This window comes from Bacillus sp. SD127, from assembly GCF_058566445.1.
Genome location: NZ_CP191226.1, coordinates 4,023,599 through 4,037,157, shown reverse-complemented (window position 1 = coordinate 4,037,157; position 13,559 = coordinate 4,023,599). Strand labels below are relative to the sequence as shown.

At 44.1% G+C, this 13,559-nt stretch carries 13 protein-coding genes and 1 pseudogene; 10 read left to right on the top strand and 4 right to left on the bottom strand.

What is annotated here, in order from left to right; genetic code table 11:
* Window positions 1–15 precede the first annotated feature (15 nt).
* The 4 genes and pseudogenes from ACQVGS_RS20860 to ACQVGS_RS20845 all read right to left on the bottom strand — a co-directional run bounded on the left by ACQVGS_RS20860 (window position 16) and on the right by ACQVGS_RS20845 (window position 4,514).
* Window positions 16–441 (bottom strand): hypothetical protein, encoded by a 426-nt coding sequence (locus tag ACQVGS_RS20860; RefSeq protein ID WP_106021168.1) that lies wholly within the window; start codon window positions 439–441, stop codon window positions 16–18.
* Between the two features lie 66 nt (window positions 442–507).
* Window positions 508–2,694, bottom strand: a complete 2,187-nt coding sequence (locus ACQVGS_RS20855) for a glycoside hydrolase domain-containing protein (RefSeq protein WP_254518006.1) — start codon at window positions 2,692–2,694, stop codon at window positions 508–510.
* A 32-nt stretch (window positions 2,695–2,726) separates the two neighbouring features.
* Window positions 2,727–3,690 (bottom strand): annotated as a pseudogene (locus ACQVGS_RS20850) (DMT family transporter).
* Window positions 3,687–4,514: an AraC family ligand binding domain-containing protein gene (locus tag ACQVGS_RS20845; RefSeq protein ID WP_106021172.1), complete on the bottom strand. Its 828-nt coding sequence runs from the start codon at window positions 4,512–4,514 to the stop codon at window positions 3,687–3,689. The pseudogene ACQVGS_RS20850 and the gene ACQVGS_RS20845 overlap by 4 nt, the downstream one beginning before the upstream one ends.
* 418 nt (window positions 4,515–4,932) lie before the next feature.
* Between ACQVGS_RS20845 and ACQVGS_RS20840 the strand changes: the two genes are divergently transcribed.
* The 10 genes from ACQVGS_RS20840 to ACQVGS_RS20795 all read left to right on the top strand — a co-directional run bounded on the left by ACQVGS_RS20840 (window position 4,933) and on the right by ACQVGS_RS20795 (window position 13,538).
* A complete protein-coding gene (locus ACQVGS_RS20840) occupies window positions 4,933–5,991 on the top strand; it encodes an iron-containing alcohol dehydrogenase family protein (protein ID WP_491830550.1) in 1,059 nt (352 codons plus the stop codon).
* A gap of 99 nt (window positions 5,992–6,090) precedes the next feature.
* Complete coding sequence (gene purT, locus ACQVGS_RS20835) at window positions 6,091–7,245, top strand: phosphoribosylglycinamide formyltransferase 2 (RefSeq protein ID WP_127696099.1); 1,155 nt, start codon at window positions 6,091–6,093, stop codon at window positions 7,243–7,245.
* 149 nt (window positions 7,246–7,394) lie between these two features.
* Window positions 7,395–8,333, top strand: coding sequence for a trypsin-like serine peptidase (locus tag ACQVGS_RS20830; RefSeq protein WP_491830548.1), 939 nt, complete (start codon window positions 7,395–7,397; stop codon window positions 8,331–8,333).
* On the top strand, window positions 8,296–8,700 hold the full coding sequence (locus ACQVGS_RS20825) for a DUF2606 family protein (protein WP_283912762.1): 405 nt from the start codon (window positions 8,296–8,298) through the stop codon (window positions 8,698–8,700). Before ACQVGS_RS20830 ends, ACQVGS_RS20825 begins: the two co-directional genes overlap by 38 nt.
* A gap of 174 nt (window positions 8,701–8,874) precedes the next feature.
* Window positions 8,875–9,771 carry an enantioselective carboxylesterase CesB gene (gene cesB / locus ACQVGS_RS20820; RefSeq protein WP_127696097.1) on the top strand — a complete coding sequence of 299 codons (897 nt, stop codon included), beginning with the start codon at window positions 8,875–8,877 and terminating at the stop codon, window positions 9,769–9,771.
* 187 nt (window positions 9,772–9,958) lie between these two features.
* On the top strand, window positions 9,959–10,492 hold the full coding sequence (gene pssA, locus ACQVGS_RS20815; protein WP_095714500.1) for a CDP-diacylglycerol--serine O-phosphatidyltransferase: 534 nt from the start codon (window positions 9,959–9,961) through the stop codon (window positions 10,490–10,492).
* Window positions 10,483–10,971, top strand: a complete 489-nt coding sequence (locus ACQVGS_RS20810; protein WP_024120066.1) for a DedA family protein — start codon at window positions 10,483–10,485, stop codon at window positions 10,969–10,971. Before pssA ends, ACQVGS_RS20810 begins: the two co-directional genes overlap by 10 nt.
* Window positions 10,964–11,755, top strand: a complete 792-nt coding sequence (locus ACQVGS_RS20805; RefSeq protein WP_024120067.1) for a phosphatidylserine decarboxylase — start codon at window positions 10,964–10,966, stop codon at window positions 11,753–11,755. Before ACQVGS_RS20810 ends, ACQVGS_RS20805 begins: the two co-directional genes overlap by 8 nt.
* A 57-nt stretch (window positions 11,756–11,812) precedes the next feature.
* Window positions 11,813–12,088: a hypothetical protein gene (locus ACQVGS_RS20800; protein ID WP_024120068.1), complete on the top strand. Its 276-nt coding sequence runs from the start codon at window positions 11,813–11,815 to the stop codon at window positions 12,086–12,088.
* Window positions 12,089–12,218: 130 nt separating this feature from the next.
* Window positions 12,219–13,538 (top strand): erythromycin esterase family protein, encoded by a 1,320-nt coding sequence (locus tag ACQVGS_RS20795; protein ID WP_491831859.1) that lies wholly within the window; start codon window positions 12,219–12,221, stop codon window positions 13,536–13,538.
* Window positions 13,539–13,559: the final 21 nt, after the last annotated feature.

The window sequence follows — 13,559 nt, the reverse complement described above, 5'->3', positions numbered from 1 at the left end:
CATCTCTGGCGAGGATTATTCAGAGATGCTTTTTTTGTATTTTTGTTCTAATACGAAGTCGATCATACCAACAATGCGGGTGTTTTCGGATTTTTGTTTGAAGTTTTGGGAGATTTGAATGGCTTTTGCGTTTTTAAAACAAGAGGCTAGCCAAATAAAACCGACAATAACAAAAAATAGTCTGGCAAGTAAACTCCATTCATGTGGTAATTCATTCGTTGTAAAATATAAAAATAGAGTAACTAATGTGCCGTAGATTACTGTTTTTATACTATGTATAAGAGTCAGCTGGGGCTCGCTAAAGAATACTTTTAGCTGATTCAGCATGATAGAATCCTGTTTGTTTAGAAACGCCAAGATTTCTTTATCATTTTCCTTGTACTGTGTAATTGTTTCGGCTGTTTTTACGGTTTCTTTAAATGTTTGTTGATTTAGTGTCATCCAGTATCCTCCTTAAAAGTAAAGCACTACATGAGAAATGATATAGACCCATGTAGTGCTGATATATTATTTATTTGCAGAAGGGAATAAAGCTAAAAACGCACTTATAAAAGCTACGGCTCCTCCTACTGCTAAGGTTTCAGGTATAGCTGTTATCAAGACAGCAACTCCTAATACAGCAGCTGCTCCAAATGTTATATGAGAAAGAATAGATTCCCAATCTGGTGAGTATACTTCCTCAGTATCTGGTAATCTAAAGTGCTTCTGTTTTATTTTAAACGTAATCGTAGTCGTAAGTCCAGTTGTGGCACTGTCACCTACTGGAATATCAGGCGTATAGATTTTAAATTGAATATTTAATGATTGAGCTGTCGGGTTCACATAAATTTCTAAAAATCCATTACGTACTGATAAGCTGAGACTGTTTAAAAGGTTTTGATAAGAATCAATTTGTGACGCAGTGAGAGACGTTTGGGTATCGCCCAATAAACCCGTGATATAGGCACCTGGTTTACCATTTGTAATGGTAATTGTGTTTGGTGAGCCTTCACTTGGTATGGTTGCCAGAAGTGATGTGGATAGAATAATATCCAACTCTGGTGATGTGAAAATGGTTTCTGTCGTATCAAATTCAAACATCGCGTTTGCGAGACCTGATAGATTTTCTAAAGCTGGAATGGTAGATAAAATGTCTGTCAGTGTACGCAGTCTTGCATCATATACCGGATCAGACGGTGGATTTACATGGCTTACTCCAGAGTCTTTTCCTGAAAAGCCGTCTTTATCAATCCCGATGCTTCCAGAACCGCTTCCGATTGTTACTTCATAAAATTGATCAAAGGCCCAGTTATTTGGCATCGGATAGCCGAGATTGCCGCTGAAGCCAGTTGACATATTTGCCACAAAACTATACTTTGTGAGTCCTGCTTCTTGGGTTCGGATACAAATATTTCTTGGTCCGTATACGCCTATTTCGTATTTAGGCGCAGTAGAAAACGTCTGCATTTTCGCAAAAGCTGACTTGATTTCCTGGAAATAAGGAATAATTTTATCTGTTACTTCATAATCGTAGGCATCAAAATCGACAGCAAAATAAATGGTCGTGCCTGACGGGAAACCTAATCTTCGAGCCGCTGAAGCAGCACTGTACGCATCTCTTGTGCCTTGGTCTTTTACAAAATAAGAAGATTGATAGCCGCCGTCTTGATAAATCGGAAAGATGTTTAATCCGGCATCAAAAATAACTGCAAGTTCTTGAGATGTCAGGGCTTTTGATGTGAGGCCGCTGCTTGTCCGCACATTTCCGGTTAAATATCTGCCAACTGTTTTATAACCGTTATTCCGCAGTGTTTGGGCTTTTTCTGCAGTAATAATAGTAGCGGTGTCACAAGCTGAAGCGGCGCGTGTTGTGTCTCCTGAGCTTGATAATAAAGCTTTAATGGTCGGCATATCTGCATAACCTGTTTGCGGCAGGCACATGAACTCTTGAAATGCTTTAACGGCTGAAACAACACCGACGCCATATTTGCCGTCAAACTCACCAGGGTCGAATGATTTTCCGTTGCAATAAAGGGCGTACTGAACAATTAAAATAAAGCCTGTTCTTGAATCACCGGGAGTTAAAGTAGGGCATAAGCTTGTTGTGCCGTTTCCGAAAAATCCATTGGCGACACTTGTGCTCATACCTTCTTCTTTTTGCAAAGCATAAATAAGGGCCTTGTTGGTATCGCGGGCATACAGTCCGTCACAAGGCATTAAACCGATATAGTCATTGTAGTCCCGGTTTAAGTTTTGTTGAATCTGACGGATCCTTGAATCGCCCCCAGACACTAGCTTAAAAGCGCTCATGTCCAATAAGGCTTTCATAATCAAGGTGGTGACAATTCCATCCTGAGTTGTCAGACCTGCAGCTTTCTGAAACTCCTTCACCGCATTTTCTGTTTTTTCGTAAAAGACGCCTGTAAAACCGCCGGGATTAAAGCCTTTGCACCATAAAGCCCCCTGTAAAATAAAATTCATGTTGCTTGGTTTTGAATCTGGAGCTTGGCGTTTAAGAGGCTTAAATAAGCGCTGTGTTGTCGGCCCGAAGTTATCAGCTGGCTCTGAGATACCTAGTTCAATTTGAAGCGCCCGAGTCAGACCGTAGATCGTATCCCACCCAGTTTTCCCGCTTTCTTCTACTGGGTTATACCCATGTTTGCCCCTGTACGTCTCGTTCAGCCACTGCTGTGTGATTAAAACCATTTCATCCATTTCGATTCCTCCATTCTTTTGATCGCGTTCATTTATAGGTGGCAAACGTAGGACGAAATAAAAAAGGATACCGATACGGCATCTTTTTTAAACCCGTTTCTCTTTCCATTTCGCTTTCGGTTTCAGCTCTGAAATGTAGAGTCCTAACAGTGTAAGCGCCCCTCCCAGAAGAGCAATCCATGTCATTTTTTCCTGCAGAATCAAGATGGAAGAGATGATTGTGATAACCGGCACCATGTAAATATAAGCGCTGGATTTCACGGCGCCGAGCACGCCGACCGAGTAATTCCATGTGGCAAAGCATAAAGCGGATGCGCCAATGCCGAGGTAAAGCATGTTGAGTGCATTTGAAGCGGTTGAAAAGCGGCTCGGGTCAAGATGGAAGTCAAACAAGAATAAAGCGGGAATCATAAACAGCAAGCCGTACAAAAATACTCTTTGTGTCAGCTCGATGATGTGATAACGGTGAGCGCTTAATTTCTTCATAAATATCGAATAAAATCCAAACACGAGAGCGGCTGCGGCGGCTAAGATGTCCCCGAGCGGCTTCAGGTGAAGCACGACATTACCGTTGAAAGTAATCAATAAAAGCCCGATCAGCGCTGCAGCGAATCCGATGAAAAAAGTCAGCTGCAGTTTTTCCCCTTCAAGCAGAAAATGAGCCAGAACCGCAGTGATCATCGGAATAATGGACACAATCATGCCAACATTGGATGCGTATGTATACGTGAGCGCTATATTTTCTAATAGAAAGTATAAGGTCACGCCAAATAAACCTGCTCCGGCGAACAACAGCTCCTGCCGCCAGCTTTTGAACGGAATCATTTTAGGACGTACAAGGATCAGAGCAATAAAGCCGATCAAAAACCGATAAAATAATATTTCCATCGGAGTAAAGTCAGCCAGCAGAACTTTTGTCGAAACAAAGGTCGTACCCCAAATCAAAATGGTCACAATTGCCGCTGTATGGCCGGCAGTTTCTCGTTGAATGCTCATTTTTGAAACTCCCTTTCGAAAATCTTCATGTATTGCTTCGGCGTCAGCCCCACCTGTCGTTTGAAAAACTTCGTCATATGGCTCTGATCGCTGAATCCTGTCTGAAATGCAGCATCAATCGGTCTAACCCCTTGTTCAAGGAGTTTTTTCGCTTGATTAATCCGGATTGTCTCCAGGTAGCTATTAGGCGTAATTCCTTTTTGTTTTGTAAATGAACGCAATAAATGATATTTGCTCCAGCCTGTTAGTTCACTCAAATCATTGAGCGTGACGTTCTCGGCATAATGTTCTTCTAGAAATCCGCAAACCATTTTGACTTCGTCGGATGGTTCAGGAATGCTGTTGAGGAACGTAACGTCTGAATAACGGCGGATCAGCTCTTCCAGTAAATGAAGAAACAGCTCCTCCTTGCGCAAAGCCTGCTTTTCCTTGGAAATCAGAATGTGCAATTCCTGCAGACTGGATGTCAGCTCATGGCGGAATAACACATGGTGGGAGAAATAAGGGAGATGCCCGGCGCCAGTAATCTCTTCCACCGCCTTCTTCATGACATCCGGCATCACATTGATACACCGATAATCGAGCGTGCGCCCGTCAATCTGCTCACAGCTGTGCGTGTCACGGGGGTTAAAGAGAAGAAGATCACCTGGATTGATGATATATTCTTGATTTTGACAGGCCAGGTACCGCTGCCCTTTTTCAATAAAACCAATCACATAATAATCGTGAAAGTGATTCGGGAATTTTTGCATAATCCCCTTGAAGCGGTAGGCTTCTATATTAAGGTGCGGGTCAAGGTGCAGTGTTCGGGTTTCGTTTTGCATGGGATGCCTCCTGTCGGTGTGGTGGTCTTGGGTTAAGTGTAGCATGAATTTTGGGGATTTCTTGTATGATGTTGCTGCAGGACAAGGAGAAAGCAGGTGATTTACATTACCTGCTGCTAACGTTCTCCATCAATCGAAGCCATCAAAAATGGCGCTTCTAATTCGTCCTTGTGTCAATGACAGATGTAAGCGTGGATGAACATTTTTTTGCCACTAACCTTTCCCAGGGTGGATTCCATAGCGTGAGTACTCATCCAGTTCCCGCATAGTGGAGGAACTGCTCTATGAGGCGGGATTTTCAGGGGTTGCACTGTTTTTCAGCGCTTATGCCATTGGCGGGTGGTTTGCGGGGAAAGCGGATTGACACCATTTGAAGGAGAGTGAGATGATTGATGAAAAAATGGAGGAGAGATGAGAGATGCAGCCAGAAGATATTGTCCGAAGCGGTCCGAATCAATACATATGCAAACAAGGAATTGTAAAAGAGCTGCCGGCATTTGTGAAGGAATGGAAGCATCCTGTTGTTGTAACGGGCATCAAGTCGTATGAGGCGTTTCAAACGTATGCTGCGATTCCGCCAGAGTGGAGAGTGATTCAGCATAAAGGGTACAGCTCGCCTGAAGCAATAAGGGAGATTGCGGAACAAACGGCATCTGCTGATCTCATTATCGGGATTGGCGCAGGAACAGTGTTAGACACGGCAAAAGCTGTTGCAGATCATATGGATATCGAAGTCATAACTGTTCCGACAATCCCTGGAACTTGCGCGGCAAGCACGCCGCTGAGCGTGATCTATGATCAAGAAGGCAACTTTATCCGAGTTGATTATCATAAACGTTCCAGCTATTTGACACTCGTCGATCCGTTATTGCTGCTTTCTTCTCCTATCGAATATGTCAAAAGCGGAATTGGCGACACGCTTGCGAAGTGGTATGAAGCGGAAGCCATTATCAGAAATACGAAGGAGCCTGTTTCATTAATGGTCGAAGCAGGGCTTAGGCAGTCTGTCTATATTCGTGATCTTTTGTTGCAGGAAAGCCTTAAGGCTGTTGAAAGCCTTGAGAGAGGGGAAGCCTCGGCTTCTTTCACAGCTGTAGCAGAAACCATTATTACTTTGGCAGGAACTGTAGGCGGTTATGCCGGACGCTTCGGCAGGATGGCGGGTGCCCATGCGGTTCACAACGGTCTGAGTTTTATCCCGGAAACCCATCATGTACTGCACGGACAAAAGGTGGCGTACGGCATACTGATTCAGCTTGCGCTTGAGAAGAGAAATCAGGAAATTGAAGAGCTGATTCCGTTTTATCAGCAGCTTGGCTTCCCTGTGAAACTGAGTGATTTAGGCATTCATAAGGATCAAGAGCAAGCGAAGATAGTCATTGCGGCTCATGCGTGCAAGCCGGAAGAATCGTTATGTTTGATGGGTTCTTTTTGTGAAGCGGATGTTGTGGCGGCAATTAATGTATTGGAATCATAAGCTAAAATAAGGGTTTTCTTATTTTAGCTTTTTTATTGCGAAATTTATTTTTTGAATATTTCAGTTATAATGGTTTTTGAACAGATAGGAGGGGCAAAGATGTATCAATCAAAGAAGGTTTTATTGTTAGGCTCAGGTGAACTGGGGAAAGAGGTTGTGATTGAAGCCCAGCGTCTCGGGGTAGAGACGGTGGCGGTAGACAGCTACGAGCATGCTCCGGCGATGCAGGTGGCGCATAAAAGCTATGTCATTGACATGCTGGATCGTGAGCAGATCAGACACATTATTGAGAAAGAAAAACCTGATTTGATTGTGCCTGAGGTTGAGGCAATCGCGACGGATGAATTGCTGAAGCTTGAAGAGGAAGGATTTCACGTGATCCCAAATGCGCGTGCAGCAAAGCTGACGATGGATCGGGAAGGCATCAGGCGGCTTGCGGCAGAAACGCTCGATCTTGCGACGGCAGACTATGAATTTGCGAATACATATGAAGAATTTGTACAGGCTGCAGCTCATATCGGCTTCCCTTGTGTCGTCAAACCGTTGATGAGTTCTTCGGGAAAAGGCCAAAGCGTATGCCGCTCAGAAGCGGACTTGGAGAGCTGCTGGGAGACGGCGATGGAAGGCGGACGAGTGAAGAACGGACGCGTGATCGTCGAGGAGTTTATCCCGTTTGAATCAGAGATTACACTCTTAACTGTGCGTGCAGTGAACGGTACGGTATTTTGTGCGCCGATCGGCCATGAGCAAAAGGATGGAGACTATATCGAATCATGGCAGCCTCATCATATGACAGAGCAGCAAATTGAAGAGGCGAAGCATATTGCGAAAGCCATTACTGATGAGCTTGGCGGGTACGGTCTGTTTGGTGTTGAGCTTTTCCTTGCGAAAGACAAGGTGTATTTCAGTGAGGTGTCTCCTCGACCGCATGATACAGGTCTTGTGACGCTGGTGACGCAAAATTTGTCGGAATTCGCGCTGCATGTCCGGGCGATTCTCGGCTTTCCGATTACAGAAATCACACAGCTTTCTCCAGGCGCCAGCCGGCCCCTCAAAGCACCGGAAGAGTCAGCGGATTACACTGTTGAAGGTTTGGAAAACGCGCTGGCAGTGCCAAAGACGCAAGTGCGCGTATTTGGAAAGCCGATAACGAAGGTCGGACGCCGTATGGCGGTTGCGCTTTCTGCGGCTGACACTGTTGGAAAAGCGCGAGAGAACGCAAAGAAAGCGCTGGATCAACTATCGATTCAATAAACATGAAACAGACGGGCCTTGTCTTGATACATGGCCCGTTTTTTTATCATCCCGCCAAAAATTGTATCATAAGAATCAAATTCTTGATTATAATGTAAAAGTCTTCCAATGAAAAGGCTGGTTGACACAAAAGGAGGGGGATGACTAAAATGAGAGTAGTCTCAAGATTCAGAAAAAAATGCTTTACAGGGTTTATGATTTTGTGTTTGGCAACGGCAGCGGCGGTATCTTTCGGAACGCCGGCAGAAGCGGCGGAGAACCCGCAAACCTCTGTCTCCAATACGGGAAAGGAAGCTGAAGTCAGCAATAACCAGACGTCGAAAGCGGAATTGGTTTCTGATCCTTATGAAGGAACTGGAAAAACAGGCAAAACATTACACGAGCTCATAGAATCAGAAAAAAACATTAAATCCTTAAAGCCTTCAAGTGTAATTGGATCAGATGAACGTGTCAGAATTTCAGGCACTACGTCATTTCCTTACAGAGCAACGGTTCAGCTATCTGTCAAATATCCCAATACCTCAAGCACTTATGGGTGCACAGGCTTTTTAGTGAACCCGAACACTGTGGTAACGGCCGGACATTGTGTGTACAGCCAGGATCACGGGTGGGCTTCTTCGATCACTGCTGCGCCGGGCCGCAATGGTTCATCCTATCCATACGGCACTTATTCCGGCACGATGTTTTACTCCGTTAAAGGATGGACGGAAAGCAAAGATACCAATTATGATTACGGTGCAATAAAACTAAATGGTTCTCCTGGCAACACGGTTGGCTGGTATGGTTATAGAACAACAAACAGCAGCAGCCCCGTCGGCCTCTCTACATCAGTTACAGGATTTCCGTGTGACAAGACTTTCGGCACCATGTGGTCTGATACAAAGCCGATTCGCTCTGCGGAAACGTATAAGCTGACCTATACAACTGATACGTACGGCTGCCAAAGCGGCTCGCCTGTTTACCGCAATTATAGTGATACGGGGCAGACGGCCATTGCAATCCATACCAACGGAGGATCGTCATATAACTTGGGAACAAGGGTGACGAATGATGTATTCAACAATATTCAATATTGGGCAAAGCAATAAATACGGTAAACTGGCCGTTTTCATTTCTATTTTGTTTTTATGCGGATGCAGCTCTCAGGAGCATTCAGATTCTGCTCAGAAAGAAACAACGATTCCTGTGACCCTTCATGTGGAAGACGATGCCGGGTTACCGATGGAAGGCGTTCAAGTGACGATTGTCAAAGCGCCGGCATCAGATCAGGAGCCGAATACAGAGATCGGTGAGATTCTCGGTTTGACAGACAAAAACGGAGACATCACATGGAATACCGGGAAAAAGGGTGACTATTCCATCGCCTTGACGAAGAATGAAACGTCTGTGACACATCAAGTGTCATTAACAAAGGACAAAAAAGATAAGGTTATTCCATTAGTCTTTAAAGAATAGACGGTTTTCCTTCAAGTTTAGGAAGAGCGTCTTTTTTTTATTGATCTTCGTATATGATCAAACTATATACTGGAAAATTGTTATATGAGATAATAAGAATGGGTATTTTTTCTTACAAGAAAGGGCAGTCTCCTTTCTCTATATATAAATGAAAGTCGGAGGAAAAAGAAAAAGATGAAACAGGATTCGATGCAGCTTGCCGCGGCTGAAGGCGGTACATGCTTTTACCAGGCTTATGATGAAAGCCTTTCTTTGTGGCCGATTGATTCGGAAGCTTTCTATGTTTCTACTCGTTTCGGAAAAACACATATCATGGCAAGTGGGCCAAAGGACGCACCTTCGCTTGTACTGCTTCACGGGGGGCTCTTCAGCTCTGTCATGTGGTATCCGAATATCGCCGAGTGGAGCGGTCAATATCGTACATATGCAGTCGATATAATAGGAGACAAAAATAAAAGTATACCATCAGCCTCTCTGAATACGAGAGCTGATTGCGCTCACTGGCTGAAAGATGTTTTTGATTCGCTTGGACTGGAGACAGCACATCTGGCCGGATTTTCCCTTGGCGGGCTTCATACAGTGAACTTTCTGCTTGATATGCCTGAAAGAGTGGAACGAGCGGTTGTCATGAGTCCTGCTGAAGCGTTTATATCATTTCATCCGGATGTCTATAAATATGCCGCAGGCCTTAGTGAGCCGAGCGGGGCTGATGCTTACATCAAGTGGCTGACAGCTGACCGCTATCAGCTTCATCCCATGCTGCAAAAGCAGATAAAGGCTGGAGTCAAGTGGCAGGATGAGAAAAGAAGCCTGACACCGAGAGAAAATGGCTTCCCGTACGTGTTCACAGACGCGGAGTTAAAGTCGATCACGGTTCCGATGCTGGTGATGTTCGGTGAGCATGAGGTGATGTACCATCAGCAAATGGCTTTAGAAAGAGCTTCTGTATTAGTCGCGGGGATTCAGACGGAAATGGTCAAGAATGCGGGACACCTGTTACCTCTGGAGCAGCCGGACTATGTCAATAAACGTGTAATGTCATTTTTAGGCGAAAATGAAAAGAGTACATAAATTGAAAAGACTGGCATTCATTGTTCAAAAGGTAACAAATGTTGTATAATAATAGAATTTGAGTGCTGCTTTTTTTCTGGCAGTCTATGTTATCATGTTTAATAGAGAGATTTTTCCTGTAACGCTGATTCGATATACAACGTCGTGTTGATATAAGGTTTTTTTCAATTGGAGGTTTGGTTACACTGTGAATTATATACCCAGTATGATTACGATAGGAAACTTTATTTGCGGGCTTTTGGCGGTTCATTCCTTAATATTTCACAACATCCATTCAGCAGTGATTTTCATTTTTACCGGCATGTTTCTCGATTTCTTCGATGGAATGGCTGCTCGTAAGCTGAATGCTGTATCGGATATGGGGAAAGAACTTGATTCATTTGCGGATCTGGTTACATTTGGTGTGGCGCCATCCATGCTCGCCTACAGTGTCGCTTTATATGCCTTGCCGTTTATCGGGATACTATGCGCGCTGGCTTACAGTATTTGCGGAATGCTTCGGCTCTCTAAATTTAATGTTGAACAAAGCAAGCTTCCGACGTTTATCGGAATGCCGATTCCATTTGCGGCAATGTGTCTCGTCATTTTATGCTTTGTGAATAACCCGATTCTGCTGGCGCTCGGCACATGCGGGCTGTCTTATTTAATGGTGAGCAAAGTGAAATTTCCTCATTTTAAAAAACACGCAGCAGAAAATCTGGAGTCCGAAAGATGGAATTAGTGCAGCAGCTGATAGCGGATTATGGTTATCTCGCTATTTTTTTAATGCTTGTTCTTGGAATTATTGGATTGCCGATACCCGACGAAGTCATGATGACAATCGTCGGTTATTTTACGCATATTGATGTGCTGAATTATGAGCTTGCCATTTTTATCAGCTTTGTCGGAGCCCTGTTAGGGATGATGATCAGCTACATGATCGGCAGAAAGGCCGGGCGTCCGTTTATCGATAAGTATGGCAAATGGGTCGGTTTGAAAGAAAAGAGAATGCTGAAAGTAGAAAAATGGATGAAGAAATACGGACCGTATTCTCTTATATTAGGTTATTTTATTCCAGGCGTCCGGCATGTGACGTGTTACTTTTCGGGAATCGGCAAAATGGAGCTGAAAACGTATATCGCGTACGCGGCGATCGGCGCCTTTTTGTGGTGCTTTATTTTTATTACAATCGGAAGGGTTATAGGGATTATTCATGTTTAATACGGCTGTAAAGATTCTGTACCGATCATTGATAGAACTGACAAACCATCGATTATCATCCTGCCTGATCAAAGGATTTTGCGAATCGAAAATCAGTAAGCCGGTCATTCCGCTCTTCTCTAAACACTTTCAGATTAACTGGAATGATGTAGACGGAACGGCTGCTGACTACGGTTCGCTTTCCGAATTGTTTATTCGGAATATTAATTTGGAGCGGCGCCCTGTTTCAAAAGAGGCGCATGCTGTGGTCAGCCCCGTTGACGGTGTCGTTCAGACGATAGGGACTATCAATCATAATCAAACCTTTACGGTAAAGGGAAAAGACTACTCATTTGCTGAATTGACCGGCTGTAAAAGCGCTGATCATCAATACAACGGTGGATATTTCGTCGTGCTGTACTTAAGCCCGCGGCATTACCACCGTTTTCATTCCCCGATCAGCTGCACATATCAAAAGCTGGCAGAACTCGGGAACCGTTCATACCCGGTGAATCAGTTAGGATTAAAATACGGAAAAGATGTACTGTCGAAAAATTACCGAGTTGTTTATGAGTTGAATAGCGGCAATCGAAACGTGCTGATGATTCCTGTCGGCGCGATGAATATTAACTCCATCGTGCAGACCAGCACAGGTGATCAATTGAAGATCGGCGAGGAGCTGGGGTACTTTTCATTTGGTTCAACCGTCATTTTGATCTTTGAAAAAGACGCGTTCCGGCCGTCTGCTGATGTAACAGAAGGCCAAGAAGTCCAAGTCGGGCAACTGATAGGTTATGGAGAGTAAAGAAGAGGAGCTCGCAAATGGAAGCGGCGCCTCTTTTTTTGAAGAAAGGTGAGAGTGATGGAAAAACAAATCGTCAGCTGGATCACACATTATCAGCAAACCGGAGATGGAGCGGCTCTTCACAAGGTGCAGGAAGCGTGCTGGCCGATTGTGGAAACAGTTCTGCAAGAGGCGGCAACTGATGCAGAGCAAGTGAACGATTTGCGCCAAAAAGGATTGGAGCGGTTTCCATTCATCATCAGCAAATACCAATCGGATGTGCAGCTTCCGGTTGAAACGTTTTTGAGAAATACGTATCGGTTTTATTTTCATCAGGCAATGAAAGGCTCTTAAAAAAATGGCTTCTATCAGCAGAAGCTTTTTTTTTTATAACTAAAAAGGAAACTTTTTCTATAACTATCTCGTAACCACTAGAGAACCTAGCAGAAAAGGAGAGATAGAATTGAAACATAAGTTAGTAAAAATGACTTTGCCGCTGCTGATCGTCTGTCTGGCGTTTTCTTCTTTTGCGGCGCCCGCCCGTGCTGCTTCTGAAGAAAAACATTGGGATCGCTGGATTGAACGGAATGCCCATCCGCTGGATTCTTCCGATGCTTCAAACAAAGATCTTCGATTTCTGAAGAAAGTGCTGAAAGGAAAACGAATCGTCCAGTTAGGAGAAACCACACATGGCTCAGGTGAGATGAATGCAACAAAGGTCCGCATGATCAAATACCTCCACGAAGAACTGGGATATGATGTACTGGCCTTTGAGTCTGGCTTTCCCGAAGCAAATGCATCCTACCTTCACATGGATCAATTAACCCCGAAGAGCATGATGAAACAATCCATTTACCCCATATGGCACACAGAAGATGTGGTTGAACTGTTTGATTATATGAAAGAGCAAAAAGAGAAAGGTGATCCGCTTATTCTCACTGGATTTGATATTCAAAGCCTGAAGAATTCATTCGACGGTGCTGCGAATCAATGGATAAAGGCGGTGGACCCTGAAAAAGCCGAGCTGCTTTCCCAATCAGAAAATGATTTTTTCAGCTTAGTGTCAAACAGCAAAACGATGGAAGAATTTACGCAAAAGAAAGAAGCGCTTGTGACAAACTACAGGGAGCTTATCAAGTTCGCTGACACACATGCTTCAACGCTAAAAGCGCACCTTCCGAAAGAGCCGAAAGCTTATGAGATCTTTGTGCATTCCCTTCAGCTGAGAATTGACGTAATGGAAACATACATGCTGGAAGAAATGAAAGAAAAGCTAATGGATTATCCGGAGAATATGGAGGATTTTTCATTCTTTATGAGAGACCGCATGATGGCTGAACAATTTCAGTGGGTTGCAGAAACGCTTTATCCAAAAAAGAAGATTATCGTCTGGGGGCACAATTACCATCTTCGCAAACAGAATACCAAAATGATAAAGGACTGGGTACAGCTAAACGGACCTAACATGGGTGATTATTTGCCTGAGCGGCTGAAAAAACAGACCTATACCATTGGAATCTATGCGTACTCTGGAGCCAGTCTGGATAGCTCCGATAATAAGACCGTTAATCCGGTAACAAGCCCGCCGCCGACTGGAAGTCTTGAAGACTTGCTGAAAGCTGCGAACCATCCATCGGTCTTTGTTGATTTTCTCCATACCAAAAAAAGCAAAGGAACTTCATGGATGTATACGCCGCGTACAGCGCTGTATTGGGGTTTCAAGGAGGAGCAAATGATATTGAAGGAACAATATGACGGTGTAATTTGGCTGGAGCATATAACGCCTTCTGTTATTATAAAGTGAGGAAAGAAGATCCCCTGTGTA

Bases quoted from the DNA above. Each gene is read 5' to 3' on its own strand.
- cesB (WP_127696097.1), top strand. From the start codon at position 8,875: ATGAAACAGGATTCGATGCAGCTTGCCGCGGCTGAAGGCGGTACATGC.
- ACQVGS_RS20810 (WP_024120066.1), top strand. From the start codon at position 10,483: ATGGAATTAGTGCAGCAGCTGATAGCGGATTATGGTTATCTCGCTATT.
- ACQVGS_RS20830 (WP_491830548.1), top strand. From the start codon at position 7,395: ATGAGAGTAGTCTCAAGATTCAGAAAAAAATGCTTTACAGGGTTTATG.
- ACQVGS_RS20800 (WP_024120068.1), top strand. From the start codon at position 11,813: ATGGAAAAACAAATCGTCAGCTGGATCACACATTATCAGCAAACCGGA.
- ACQVGS_RS20860 (WP_106021168.1), bottom strand. From the start codon at position 441: ATGACACTAAATCAACAAACATTTAAAGAAACCGTAAAAACAGCCGAA.
- ACQVGS_RS20840 (WP_491830550.1), top strand. From the start codon at position 4,933: ATGCAGCCAGAAGATATTGTCCGAAGCGGTCCGAATCAATACATATGC.
- ACQVGS_RS20795 (WP_491831859.1), top strand. From the start codon at position 12,219: ATGACTTTGCCGCTGCTGATCGTCTGTCTGGCGTTTTCTTCTTTTGCG.
- ACQVGS_RS20855 (WP_254518006.1), bottom strand. From the start codon at position 2,694: ATGGATGAAATGGTTTTAATCACACAGCAGTGGCTGAACGAGACGTAC.
- ACQVGS_RS20845 (WP_106021172.1), bottom strand. From the start codon at position 4,514: ATGCAAAACGAAACCCGAACACTGCACCTTGACCCGCACCTTAATATA.
- ACQVGS_RS20825 (WP_283912762.1), top strand. From the start codon at position 8,296: ATGTATTCAACAATATTCAATATTGGGCAAAGCAATAAATACGGTAAA.
- ACQVGS_RS20805 (WP_024120067.1), top strand. From the start codon at position 10,964: ATGTTTAATACGGCTGTAAAGATTCTGTACCGATCATTGATAGAACTG.
- purT (WP_127696099.1), top strand. From the start codon at position 6,091: ATGTATCAATCAAAGAAGGTTTTATTGTTAGGCTCAGGTGAACTGGGG.